At 61.5% G+C, this 12,008-nt stretch carries 10 protein-coding genes and 2 tRNA genes; 9 read left to right on the forward strand and 3 right to left on the reverse strand.

Translation table 11 applies throughout. The annotated features are described in order from the left end of the window. The first annotated feature begins 184 nt into the window (after positions 1 to 184). The 4 genes from ACRDT3_RS18505 (at position 185) to ACRDT3_RS18520 (ending at position 4,058) form a co-directional block, all read left to right on the forward strand. A tRNA-Thr gene (locus ACRDT3_RS18505) sits at positions 185 to 258 on the forward strand. 163 nt (positions 259 to 421) lie between these two features. Then, entirely contained in the window at positions 422 to 1,372 is a 951-nt protein-coding gene (locus ACRDT3_RS18510) for a DUF808 domain-containing protein (protein ID WP_431494389.1), read from the forward strand. Between the two features lie 110 nt (positions 1,373 to 1,482). After that, complete coding sequence (locus ACRDT3_RS18515) at positions 1,483 to 3,129, forward strand: HsdM family class I SAM-dependent methyltransferase (RefSeq protein WP_431494390.1); 1,647 nt, start codon at positions 1,483 to 1,485, stop codon at positions 3,127 to 3,129. Further along, on the forward strand, positions 3,126 to 4,058 hold the full coding sequence (locus ACRDT3_RS18520) for a hypothetical protein (protein WP_431494391.1): 933 nt from the start codon (positions 3,126 to 3,128) through the stop codon (positions 4,056 to 4,058). The genes ACRDT3_RS18515 and ACRDT3_RS18520 overlap by 4 nt, the downstream gene beginning before the upstream one ends. A gap of 4 nt (positions 4,059 to 4,062) precedes the next feature. Here ACRDT3_RS18520 and ACRDT3_RS18525 read toward each other — a convergent pair whose 3' ends face one another. Continuing rightward, positions 4,063 to 4,680 carry a GNAT family N-acetyltransferase gene (locus tag ACRDT3_RS18525; protein WP_431494392.1) on the reverse strand — a complete coding sequence of 206 codons (618 nt, stop codon included), beginning with the start codon at positions 4,678 to 4,680 and terminating at the stop codon, positions 4,063 to 4,065. Positions 4,681 to 5,089: 409 nt separating this feature from the next. Here ACRDT3_RS18525 and ACRDT3_RS18530 point away from each other — a divergent pair. Further along, positions 5,090 to 5,166 (forward strand) — tRNA-Val (locus ACRDT3_RS18530). A 56-nt stretch (positions 5,167 to 5,222) separates the two neighbouring features. Here the strand turns inward: ACRDT3_RS18530 and ACRDT3_RS18535 are convergent. Then, positions 5,223 to 6,269, reverse strand: coding sequence for an LLM class flavin-dependent oxidoreductase (locus tag ACRDT3_RS18535; protein ID WP_431494393.1), 1,047 nt, complete (start codon positions 6,267 to 6,269; stop codon positions 5,223 to 5,225). A gap of 201 nt (positions 6,270 to 6,470) precedes the next feature. On the opposite strand from ACRDT3_RS18535, the gene ACRDT3_RS18540 reads away from it, so the two are divergent. Further along, on the forward strand, positions 6,471 to 8,141 hold the full coding sequence (locus ACRDT3_RS18540) for a threonine/serine ThrE exporter family protein (RefSeq protein ID WP_431494394.1): 1,671 nt from the start codon (positions 6,471 to 6,473) through the stop codon (positions 8,139 to 8,141). On the opposite strand, the gene ACRDT3_RS18545 is transcribed toward ACRDT3_RS18540, so the two are convergent. Next, positions 8,138 to 8,911: a uracil-DNA glycosylase gene (locus tag ACRDT3_RS18545; RefSeq protein WP_431494395.1), complete on the reverse strand. Its 774-nt coding sequence runs from the start codon at positions 8,909 to 8,911 to the stop codon at positions 8,138 to 8,140. The two genes, ACRDT3_RS18540 and ACRDT3_RS18545, sit on opposite strands and share 4 nt — an antisense overlap. Before the next feature lie 156 nt (positions 8,912 to 9,067). On the opposite strand from ACRDT3_RS18545, the gene ACRDT3_RS18550 reads away from it, so the two are divergent. The 3 genes from ACRDT3_RS18550 (at position 9,068) to groL (ending at position 11,941) form a co-directional block, all read left to right on the forward strand. Next, positions 9,068 to 9,358, forward strand: a complete 291-nt coding sequence (locus tag ACRDT3_RS18550) for a DUF3263 domain-containing protein (RefSeq protein ID WP_105659120.1) — start codon at positions 9,068 to 9,070, stop codon at positions 9,356 to 9,358. Positions 9,359 to 9,400: 42 nt separating this feature from the next. Next, entirely contained in the window at positions 9,401 to 10,006 is a 606-nt protein-coding gene (locus tag ACRDT3_RS18555; RefSeq protein ID WP_431494396.1) for a LytR C-terminal domain-containing protein, read from the forward strand. A gap of 297 nt (positions 10,007 to 10,303) precedes the next feature. Beyond that, complete coding sequence (groL, locus tag ACRDT3_RS18560; RefSeq protein ID WP_431494397.1) at positions 10,304 to 11,941, forward strand: chaperonin GroEL; 1,638 nt, start codon at positions 10,304 to 10,306, stop codon at positions 11,939 to 11,941. Positions 11,942 to 12,008: the final 67 nt, after the last annotated feature.

The raw sequence follows: 12,008 nt of genomic DNA on the forward strand, positions 1-12,008 counted from the left end.
GGACAGGTCAATGGAATGACACCTTTCGGGTCAGGCTTTTAATGAGTCACATCCAGGGGTGGGACGGCTGGTTCTTATCCTGCCAGCTAGTCCCAGACCAACCACCTCGATACTCACAGGCATTTAACTCGGAGCATCGCCAATTCGCAGTGCCGCAGGGTTTTCGGATATTCTTATTCGGTACGCCCCCTTAGCTCAGCTGGCCAGAGCGTCTGTCTTGTAAACTGAAGGTCACCGGTTCGAATCCGGTAGGGGGCTCTGACCTGGTCTTGGGCCAGCAGCTGGAACCGTGTCCATGAATCCTCATGGCACGGTTTCTTTTTTATCCCCAGATCGTGCCCGATTCAACGTCGCGCCTATGGCAGGCTCCAAGAACTCGCCGGTAGAATTTTGCGCAGAACCTAAATTTGAGGAGCCGACCATGGCCGGAGGCCTTGCAGCACTATTGGACGACGTGGCGGCGTTGGTGAAAGTCACCGCGGCATCGCTTGATGACATCGCGCTGGGCGCTGGCAAGGCCAGCACCAAATCGCTTGGCGTCGTCATCGACGATGCGGCAGTCACCCCGCAATACGTGGCCGGGCTATCGCCGAAGCGCGAGCTTCCGATCATCTGGAAGATCGCGAAGGGATCGCTGCGCAACAAGCTGCTGTTCATCCTTCCGGTGGCTCTGGTCCTTTCGCAGTTCGCTCCATGGGCGCTCACCCCGATCCTGATGCTCGGAGGTGCCTATCTTGTCTTCGAGGGTGCCGAAAAGCTGCTTGAAGCGATGGGCATGATCAAGCATCACACCCCGGGCGGCAAGGAGGGAGTGCGCGACGAGAAAGCGATCATCGGATCGGCGGTGCGAACGGACCTCGTGCTCTCCGCGGAGATCATGGTCATCTCGCTGAACGAGGTGTCCCATGAACCATTCCTGAATCGCGCGCTGATCCTGATTGTGATCGCCCTCCTGATGACCGTCGTGGTCTATGGCGCCGTGGGCTTGATCGTCAAGATGGACGACATCGGACTGCACATGGCCGCCAAGCCGCGGCAGCTCTCGCAGAAGATCGGGCGCGGCCTGGTCAAGGCGATGCCAATCGTGATGTCCATCCTGAGCAAGGTCGGCGTGGTCGCGATGCTCTGGGTGGGTGGACACCTGCTGCTGGTCGGCATGGACGAACTCGGCTGGCACGCACCGTACGGCTTCGTGCACCACATGGAACTGGTGGTCCACGACGCTACCGGCCAGGCTGGCGCCGTCCTGGGCTGGCTGGTGAACACCGCCTTCTCCTGCCTTGCCGGTTTCATCATGGGCACCGTGATTACCGTCATCATCCTGGGCATCCAGAAGCTGCGCCACAAGGGCAAAGCCGAAGCAGCCCACTAGGAACAGAAATCAGCGGGATGCCCGCGCACGTAGAATAGAGAAGTTACCGCCCGGACTCGGTCTACTGGTCCAGCCAAACTGTCTGGCCTACGTGGAAAGATCGATGCGTGTTGAGTAGAGAATTGACAGATCAGGCCGCCGCCCGCCATGCGCGCGGCGCCTACTTCACCCCAGAACCCGTAGCCAGCTTCATGGCGCAGTGGGCACTGGGAGAGCAGGGATCCAAGGTCCTGGAACCCTCCTGCGGTGAGGCGCAATTCCTTGCCGCTGCCCATCCGGTGCTCGGCGATGGCCGGGACCGGGTCGAGCTGGTGGGCCTGGAACTGCACGAACCGTCGGTGCAGGCCGCCCGCGAGCGGATGCGCGCCGCCGGAATTGATGCCCGCATCGAGCAGGCCAACTTCTTCGAGGTCACCGGGAACGCCGAGTTCGATGCTGTTATCGGCAACCCGCCCTATGTGCGCTACCAGCTGCACCGCGGTGCTGACCGGCAGCTCTCGCGCGCCGCAGCCAAAGCCTCGGGCGTGGAACTGAACGAACTTGCCAGCATCTGGGCCGCTTTCGTCGTGCACGCCACCAGCTTCCTTGCCGTCGGCGGGCGCCTGGCCCTGGTGCTCCCGGCTGAGCTGATGTTCGTGAACTACGCCGGACCTGTCCGCCAAATGCTGCTTGAACGCTTCGCCAGCGTGCACCTGGCCGTCTTCGAAGAGCGCTTGTTTGCCGACGCGCAGGAAGAAGTGGTACTGCTGCTGGCCGAGGGCTACCGCGAAGGCTCTAGCGGCTCCTTCAACCTGCACCAATTCCGCAATGCCCGGGATTTGCAAGCCCTGGGCGAAGGCACCCGCCACACCCCGGTGCGCATGGACGACCGCTGGACCGGTTCCTTGGTAGGCCTCGAAGCCCAGGGGATCTTGTCGGCGGCACTGGCCGCCGGCCGGATGTCCCCGCTGCAGTCCTGGGGCGAAACCTCGCTGGGCGCGGTCACCGGCAACAACAAGTGGTTCACCCTCTCGGCCCAGCAGATCCAGGACCTGGGGCTGGCCCGCGAGGACCTGATCCGGATCTCGCCTCCGGGCTCGCGCCACCTGCGCGGGCTGGAATTGAGCGAGGAAGGCTGGGAAAAGCTGGCCGAGCATGGGGCAGCTGCCTACATGTTCCGCCCCTCCGCGGAACCCAGTGGCCCCGGTGCGCACTTTGTGGCCAGCGGTGAACTGCAGAACGTGGACCAGGCCTACAAGTGCAAGGTGCGCTCGCCGTGGTGGCGGGTGCCGGTGCTCTCGGTTCCGGACCTGTTCATGACCTATATGAACGCCGATACCCCGCGGTTGACCGCTAACGAGGCCGCGGTCCACCACATCAACTCGATCCATGGGGTGTACCTCGGCGCCGATGTGCGCGAGCTGGGCCGCGAGCTGCTCCCGGTGGCATCGCTCAATACCCTGACCATGCTCGGAGCCGAAATGGTGGGACGCTCCTACGGCGGTGGCATCCTGAAGCTGGAGCCGCGTGAAGCCGACCGGCTGCCGGTCCCGGCGATCGGCATGGTGCAGCGTTACGCCCAGGAATTGCGTGCCATCAAGCCGACAGTGCGTGAACTGCTGGTGCATGGGCACAAGCAAGAGGCCACCGACCTGGTGGACAGCGTGGTGCTCAAGCAGCTGCTCGGCTTGGAACGGGATGCGGTCGAGGCGGTAAGCATGGCGCGAATGAATATGCTCGAACGGCGCAAGGCCAGAAGCAAAGCAGTGAGGGGATGAACGTGGCTAGTCCTGCGATTGAAAAGACCCTGGCCTTTGCCGAATTCGATACCACCTTGATGTCTGCGGCGAAGGACTCGCCCTGGCTGAGCAATGGCGCCGTAACCGCGGAATTCAACCCGTCCTTCCCTGTGCTCGAACGCCTGCTGAGCATCCCGGTCCGCAACAAGGCGGTAACCCGTTCGGGTCGCTTCGCCCAGGGCGTGGATGCTTGGCTGGCACATGAATTGCGCCGTGCCGGATTCGATGCGGATCTGGTGTGGCCGCGTCCCGAGGCGCCCCGGGTCTTGTCCAGCGACATCCTGGAACTGCTGCGCAAGCTCCCGGAGCGGCTGGCCGATGAGGTGCACGGATCCATCATGGCAGGCAAGGCGGGGAGCACCGATGCGCGCATCCTGGGACGCGCCTACATGAAGCAAACCGACGTGGTGATGACCCATTGGTCCACCGGCCCCGAACTGCTGCTCAGCACCAAGGCGATGACCTCATCCTTCGGCAAGAACCTGGCCAACCGCTATGAAGAGGCCTACGGGGATGCGGCTAACCTGCGGGCCCGCTACCCGCTGGCAGCTGTCGGGTTCTTCTTCGTGCAGCGTGCCACGATCCTGGAATCCGAGCCGGCTGCCTTCCGGCGCACCGTGGATATGATCCGCAAGCTGCGCGACTTCGGCGACGGCTTTGGGTACACCGCCACCGGATTGCTGCTGGTGGACTGGGATGAAAGCGCGGAGCATCCGGAAGTGAAATGCGTCCACGCTCCGGTGCCTGCCGATATTGCCGCGCCGCAGTTCCTCAACGCCATGGTCGATGCGGTCCTGAAGGTCACCCCGATCGACCTGCACGAGGCCGCTCGCGCTCGCCGGGCAGGAGAAGTTGCCCCGCTACCTGGCCACGGCCCCGTGGACGAGCAGCAGGACGCCCTGTTCTAGGCTGTCACATCACCGGCACGGCGGAGGCCGAATCATCGGATCCGAACTGCGCAGCGAATCCCTGGACCTGGACCGGGCCCAGCGCGAGGCTCGGAACTGGCGTCGCCATTTCGGGCAGGTGGATGGCCACGTGGTCCTCGGAGGCCTGCGGCAATTGCGCGGCCCACTGCCATGCGGCCTCGGTGGCCCGGTAGATGAACTTGAGCTGCCCATCGTGCTCGAAGCTGCGCTCGCGCTGCCACAGCTCCGAGCGCTCGTAGAAGGCCCAGGACGCCGGATTCTGCGAATCAATGACGCTGATTGGGGTTTTGCCCGAACGCAGGGCGTGGGCAAGGCGCAATGAAGTCACGTGCTGGCGGATGCCCAGGCGGCGATAGTCGGCACGTACGGCCATGCAGCCCAGTTCCACGGCGTTCATCGAAGAGGTCGGGGCAACGATGGAGTCGTGCACGAGGCCTGCGGCAACCAAGGTGCCCTGGTCGCGCACGGTCACCAGGAGCGTGAGGCGGTCGAACTTCTGGTTCCAGCGCTGGTCGACCAGGGTGTAAAGGGCCGCTAATTCGGCGCGCTGGGCTGGCTGAACGCATAGAGATGACAAGGAGAAGTTCAGGTTTTCAAACACTGGGGTACGGTCCTAAATTCTAAGAACGAACGAAAGTTGTGGCTTTGCGCGGTGGAAAAATCCACTGCACGGTTTCGTTGGCCTTGAGGGGACCGATGCCGGCGGCTTCCGGCAACTTCCTTGTAGGGTCCAGTTTGAGCTCGATGAGCTAGAAAAATTATGGAGTCTGAAGTCCCTTTTTGACAAGTGGAAATGGGTACTTTTAGGTGAATCGCAAATAAACTATTCGGCGTTGTTTTTCTGCTCTACTCACTGACCAAACCACGACGATTCAAACCTGCGTCAGAAGCGGCATGTCGGCGTGTTCCGGGGCCGGATTCCAGCCGCTGGAACCCGGGGGCGATTTGGAGTGAGGCCCACGGACCGGTAGGATTGCTTATGCGCTTGGCTTGCAAGTCAGGGCGCAGATGGATCTTTAGCTCAGTTGGTTAGAGCGTTCGCCTCACACGCGAAAGGTCGCTGGTTCGAGTCCAGTAAGATCCACCAAGAACGAAAGCCACCGCGATGCGGTGGCTTTCGCTGTTTCCGGGGTGGCCCAGCACCTAGGCGCCAAGCAGCTGGTGCACCCTGGGCTTGACTTCCTCGCCGAGCAACTTGATGCTGTTCATCATCACCTCGTGCGGCAGGGAGCCGGCAGAGTACTTGATGTCAACGCGGGACAAGCCCAGCTGCTTGGCCACCTTGGCCATCTTCCGTGCCACAGTTTCCGGGCTGCCTGCCATCATGGCTCCCTCGGGTCCCATGGAAGCCTGCAAGCGCATCTTGCTGGCAGGCGGCCAGCCTCGTTCGGCGCCCAGCCGGTTCATGGTGCGCTGGTAATGGGGCCAGAGGGTTTCCAGGGCTTCCTTGTCGGTGGAAGCCACCAGGCCATGGAAGTGCGCCGAGACCGGCAGCTCTTCATGGCCGAACTCCTTCAGCGCACGGCGGTAGAGGGTGGCCAAGCCTTCGAAAGCCGAGGGCTGGCCGCCGATGATGGCCAAGCACAACGGCAGGCCGTGCCGGGCTGCGCGGGTGACCGACTGCGGGCTGCCGCCCACCCCCACCCAGGTGGTCAATGGCTGGTCCTCCAGCAGCGGGTAGATCTGCTGGTTGCGCAAGGCGGCGCGGTGCTTGCCCTGCCATGAAACAGGTGTGCCGTGGCGGAGCTTGGCCAGCAGATGCAGCTTCTCTTCGAACAGGTCCTCGTAGTCTTCAAGGTCCAGCCCGAAGAGCGGGAAGGATTCGATGAAGGAGCCGCGGCCTGCGATGATCTCGATTCGCCCGTTGGAGATCGCGTCCAAGGTGGCGAAGCGTTCGTAGACGCGCACCGGGTCATCGCTGGAGAGCACTGTCACCGCGGTGCCGAGCTTGATGCGCTGCGTGGTGCTGGCCAGTGCCGCCAGCACGATTTCGGGGGAGGAGATGGCGTAGTCATCGCGGTGGTGCTCGCCGACGCCGAAGAAATCCAGATTAGAGGCTTCTGCCTGCTGTCCCTCGGCGATGACATTGCGGATCACCTGCGCATGGCTCAGTGGGTTGCCTTGGGCATCCTCGGTGATGTCGCCGAAGGTCTCGGCACCGATTTCAGGCAAGGGGAATTGCGTACTCATGGGATCCTCCGGATTATATGCAAACACATCTAACTTCTGCATGGTGCAACCAACTGCCGACCGCCTGTATTCCAGTGGCCGAAAATACCCTCAAATGTGTTCGGCGATACCTCTCGAATTCGCCACGTTCCCGACAACTTTTCGTGCACGGGTTGTATGGTGAATCCCATGGGAAAAACTTTGGATGAGGGGGCATGATTCGTGGCGCATCGATCTAGCGAGGAACAGGCCGCCTTGTCGAATGCCGTAGGCGAGGATCCGGCTCCGCTAGCTGGTGTCTTGCCCCGCATTGCCACTAGTGAGATCAACATGGGCTTCCATCCGGCAGAACCCGCCGAAGAGCCGGCCATGGCATCTGAACTGCCGCTCAATACGGCAGTCAGCGCCAATGTGGCGGCTGCCGATGTCTCGGATATCGAGTGGCGGACCGGCCAGGTTCACACCACCGATGAGGGCATTACCCTCATGCCTACCCGCGCCAACCCAGTGGCCCGTCGCCTGCTGGCGAAAATGTGGATTTCGGATACCCCTCCCACCGAGGCGCTGAACATCGTCGAGCGCCTGCAGGGCACGCCCTACGCCAACCCCAAGGTCAACGTGGACCAGGACGCCTCCAACCGGCGCACCATGGAATTCGCGTTGGATTTGGGCGAGACTTTGATCCGCTACGGCGCAGGTGCCTTGGAAGTGGAAACCAGCGTGATCGCGGTGACCGCGGCGCTGGGCCTGAGCCACTTGGATGTGGACATCACCAACCAATCCCTGCACCTGAACTACAGCCCGCCGGATGCCGAGAGCTATTCGGTCCTGCGTGTGGTCCGCTCCTACACCTCGAACTACGCCGGCATGGTGCTGGTGCACGAGCTCGTCTCGGACATTATTGCCGGCGGCGTATCGCGATCCGTCTCGGCCAAGCGGCTGAAGGACATCACTCGGCAGCCCAAGCCGTTCCCGCGCTGGATCGTCGCCTGCGGCCGGGCAGTGTTTGCGGCCGCGTTCGTGCTCTTCATTGGCGGCTCGTGGGCTGGTGCGCTGGTGGCGATGCTGTCCTCAAGCCTCGTGACGCAGATTGGCCGATACGGTTCGCGCTGGCGAGTGCCTGAGTTCTTCACCATTGCGGCCTCGACATTGGCGGTAACCGGCATTGCCTTGCTGGGGCACCAATTCCACGCTCCGCTGGATCCGGCGCTGGTAGTTTCTGGCGGCATCTTGCTGTTGCTTCCGTCGGGCAGATTCGTTTCGGCATTGCAGGATGCCATCAACGGCTTCCCGGTGACAGCGGTAGGTCGATTATTTTCCGCCAGCCTGATCTATGGAGCGATCCTTTGCGGAATTGCTACGGCCCTGGTGATCTCGGATCTGCTGGGGGGAGAAAAGGTCGACGTTCACCAGATCGTCAAAACCGACTATCCAGCCTGGCTGCTAGTGGTCCTGGTGGGCGTGGCCATTGTTGCCGGTGCGGTCACCGAGCAGAGCGCCTTGCGCCTGCTGCTGCCTACCGCCGGTATTGCGGTCGGCGGCTACCTGGTGCAGCTGCTGGCCGAAAGCATTGGACTCGGAGACCGGGCCACCCCGGCGTTGGTCGCCACGGTGGTCGGTTTCGCCGCGCGGCTGGCAGCGGACAAACTCCGGTCCCCGCAGCTGGTGCTGGCGGCTCCTGCGGTCATGTTCCTGCTTCCGGGTTTGATGATCTTCCGCGCAATGTACGGCATCGTCATCAACGTGAATGACACCGCGACGGGACTGGTGGAGATGTTCAACGCCATGGCGATCATGCTCTCCATCGCTGGCGGCGTCGTCTTCGGCGACACGCTGTGCCGTCCCTTGACCTCCAGCGCCCGGCGCGAGCGCCGGCGGATCCGCCGACGCTAAGCTTTCGGCAACGACCAGTCAATCGGCTTCTGTCCGCTTTCGGACAGGAGCCAATTGATGTTTGAGAAGGGCTTGGATCCGAAGAATCCGCGCGAGGCTGATAGTGGCGAGGGGTGGGCGCTCTGCAGCTGCACGGCGTTGGACAAGGACTCGGAGAGTTTCTGCGCATGCTTGCCCCAGAGCAAAGCCACCGGAGGCCGTGGCCGTTCATTGAGCGCGTTGAGGATGGCCTGCAGAATTGGCGCCCAACCTAGCTTCTGATGCGAGCCGGCATTGCCAGCGGCTACCGAGAGCACCTGGTTCAGCAGCAGCACTCCTTCGGAAAGCCACGGACTGAGATCCGCATGCGGGACCGGATCCAGCCCCAGATCGGCCTGCAGCTCCTTGTAGATATTGGCCAAGGAGCGCGGCAGCGGGCGAACCTGCTTATTTGCCGCGAAGGCCAAACCGTTTGCGTGGCCGGGTGTTGGATAGGGGTCCTGGCCAATAATTAGGACCTTGACCTCAGACAATGGCAAGCTCAGTGCGCGGAACATCACCTCCGGTGCCGGCAGGATCTGTTCACCGGCCGCCGAGCGGGCCGCCAAATCGGTCGCCAAGGAACGCAGCAATGAGTCCTGCTCGCCGAGTGCTGGCACCCAGTCTTCAGCGATAAACCCGTGGTCGGCCATGGATTTTGCGCCATGGTAGAACGGGAAATCCGCCGCTACGTACCGTGGCGTAGGAGCTGGCTGGGGCGCATCGAAAAGTGCTGGCTGCAAATCGTCCATAGGGGTAATTGTGCCGTTTTTCTGGCGTGCCTGTGCTCGGCCACACGGTGTTAGGCAAGCAGATTGGTTAGAATATCGGTGGTATGTCTACCGATGGTGGATTACATGCATAACCGAAACCCGAGAAAACCGGTCCAAGGACAGAGGTGAGAACGTATGGCTGAGAATGAATTGCTGGTGGATTTCGTCATGAACCCGGATTCGGAATTGGACGAACGTTCGCAACAGATCCTCAACCTTGAAAAGTTGTGGTGGAAGTATGCCGGGGCCAAGGAACAAGCCATTACCAAGCAGTTTTCGATGTCGCCGACGAATTACTACCAGCTGCTGAACCAGCTGATTGAAACCGACGCGGCACTGGCCTACGACCCGATGTTGGTCAAGCGCCTGCGCAGAGCACGTTCCACAAAACGTCGCGTGGGCGGTAAGGTCGGCACGGGACGATAACCCTGCCTGCCGTGACCAATCAGACCTCGAGCAAGGACAAGAATGACCAACTACCCGCGTGACGAATTTGATCGCGTTCCGGAGTTCAGCACCCGTGTGGGTTCGCACCACGCCCACGGATGGGCGCAGTCCGCCGCGTCGAAGTCAACCGGTGGGAAACTGCGCTGGGTAGTGCTGACCGCTGTACTCGTGCTGGTGATCGGTGCCTTGTCCTTCATCTTCGGCCCTCAGCTCAAGGAGTCCCTCGCGACTTCCACTGGAAGCGATACCTCGCAAACCCAGGAAGAGACCGCCCAGCCCTCCGTGGAAGCCACCCCTAGCGAATCCGAATCGCCAACGAGCACCATCGATGACGAAGACGTGCTCTACGGCCAGCTGATTGGCGTGTACAACGCAGCAAGTATTGCCGGTCTGGCTAACGAAGGCGAAGATGCCATGGCTGAAGCCGGCTTCACCAGCGTTGTGGCCGATAACTGGACCAGGCCGGCTGAAGTCTCCACGGTTTATTACATGTCCGAGTCCTACCGGACTACCGCTGAAAAAGCTGCAGAAGTCCTGAATATCGACGAAGTTCTGCAGACCAGCAACATTCCGAACCGAGTCACCGTGGTTTTGGGCTCCGATGACACCCTGGGGCTAAACGAATAATTCGTTCATAATTCCATTCGCTCAGAGCCGATCGGCTTGCACTCGCCATGCGAGAGTGCCAATATTTGTATTAGCACTCATGCGTTGCGACTGCTAACGCCGGTCGGCTTTTTGCGTTCTCCAAGAACTTCATGAAGCACCGGATAGCGGAAGCAAGGCGTGGGCGTGGAAAATACCTCAGATAGCGAGAGCTGAAACGGTTGCTGGCCCGATGCCGCACCGGTCCACTCGTCCGTCGCGGGCGCTGTCTGTCGGTTGCATTTTCGCAAAATCGTCCCGAAAGGACCGTACGCCACAATGGCTAAGATGATTGCATTTGACGAGGAAGCACGCCGCGGACTAGAGCGCGGCCTGAATACCCTTGCTGACGCGGTGAAGGTCACCCTGGGCCCACGCGGCCGCAACGTTGTTTTGGAAAAGAAGTGGGGCGCTCCTACTATCACCAACGACGGCGTGTCCATCGCTAAGGAAATCGACCTCGAAGAGCCTTACGAGAAGATCGGCGCAGAGCTGGTCAAGGAAGTTGCCAAGAAGACCGACGACGTCGCTGGCGACGGTACCACCACCGCAACCGTGCTGGCACAGGCACTGGTCAAGGAAGGCCTGCGCAACGTTGCCGCTGGTGCTGACCCAATCGCACTGCGCCGCGGTATCGACAAGGCTGTAGAAGCTGTCACCGCTGAACTGTTCGCCGCTGCGAAGAAGGTCGAGTCCAAGGAGCAGATCGCTGCTACCGCTTCGATCTCTGCTGGCGATCCAGAAATCGGCGCATTGATCGCTGAAGCTCTCGACAAGGTCGGCGAGCAGGGCGTTATCACCGTTGAAGAATCCAACACCTTCGGCCTGGAGCTCGAGCTGGCAGAGGGCATGCGCTTCGACAAGGGCTACATCTCCGCCTACTTCGTTACTGACGCTGAGCGCCAGGAAACCGTTCTTGAGGACCCATACATCCTCATCGTGAACTCGAAGATCTCCTCGGTCAAGGATATGGTGACCCTGCTGGAGAAGGTCATGCAGTCGAACAAGTCGCTGCTGATCATCGCCGAAGATGTCGAGGGCGAAGCCCTGGCTACCCTGATCCTGAACAAGATCCGTGGCCTGTTCAAGTCCGTTGCTGTCAAGGCTCCGGGCTTCGGCGACCGTCGCAAGGCCATGCTGACCGACATCGCTATCCTCACCGGCGGCCAGGTTGTTTCCGAGGAAATCGGCCTGTCCCTGGATAACGTAGGCCTGGAAGTCCTCGGTACCGCCCGCAAGGTCGTTATCACCAAGGACGAGACCACCATCGTTGAAGGCGGCGGCGAAGCCGACGCCATCGAGGGCCGCAAGGCGCAGATCGCTGCCGAGATCAAGAACACCGACTCGGACTACGACCGCGAGAAGCTGCAGGAGCGCCACGCAAAGCTCTCCGGCGGTGTCGCTGTGCTGAAGGCCGGCGCTGCTACCGAGGTCGAGCTCAAGGAGCGCAAGCACCGCATCGAAGATGCCGTGCGTAACGCCAAGGCAGCCGTTGAAGAAGGCATCGTCGCCGGCGGTGGCGTTGCACTGATCCAGGCTGGCGCTGCAGCATTCGAGAAGCTGGTTCTGGAAGGCGACGAAGCGACCGGTGCGAACATCGTTCGCGTTGGCATCGAAGCCCCACTGAAGCAGATTGCACTGAACGCTGGCATGGAGCCAGGCGTTGTCGCTGACAAGGTCAAGGGCCTGCCTGCAGGCCACGGCCTGAACGCTGCAACCGGCGAATACGTGAACCTGCTCGAAGCTGGTGTCAACGACCCAGTGAAGGTGACCCGTTCGGCACTGCAGAACGCAGCATCGATCGCTGGCCTGTTCCTGACCACCGAGGCTGTTGTCGCAGAAAAGCCAGCTCCTGCTGGCTCTGCCCCAGCCGGTGGCGACGACATGGGCGGCATGGGCGGAATGGGCGGCTTCTAAGCTTCCCGCATGCACCAAGCACGCTGTAATCGCGCCGATGGCCCGGATCCTTTCGAAGGATCCGGGC

This window comes from Glutamicibacter sp. (assembly GCF_050701915.1).
In the GTDB taxonomy this organism is placed as follows: Bacteria; Actinomycetota; Actinomycetes; order Actinomycetales; family Micrococcaceae; genus Glutamicibacter.

Coding starts and splice junctions, on each gene's coding strand:
- ACRDT3_RS18520 (WP_431494391.1), top strand. CDS start 3,126: ATGAACGTGGCTAGTCCTGCGATTGAAAAGACCCTGGCCTTTGCCGAA.
- ACRDT3_RS18545 (WP_431494395.1), bottom strand. CDS start 8,911: ATGGACGATTTGCAGCCAGCACTTTTCGATGCGCCCCAGCCAGCTCCT.
- ACRDT3_RS18550 (WP_105659120.1), top strand. CDS start 9,068: ATGGCTGAGAATGAATTGCTGGTGGATTTCGTCATGAACCCGGATTCG.
- ACRDT3_RS18510 (WP_431494389.1), top strand. CDS start 422: ATGGCCGGAGGCCTTGCAGCACTATTGGACGACGTGGCGGCGTTGGTG.
- ACRDT3_RS18555 (WP_431494396.1), top strand. CDS start 9,401: ATGACCAACTACCCGCGTGACGAATTTGATCGCGTTCCGGAGTTCAGC.
- ACRDT3_RS18535 (WP_431494393.1), bottom strand. CDS start 6,269: ATGAGTACGCAATTCCCCTTGCCTGAAATCGGTGCCGAGACCTTCGGC.
- groL (WP_431494397.1), top strand. CDS start 10,304: ATGGCTAAGATGATTGCATTTGACGAGGAAGCACGCCGCGGACTAGAG.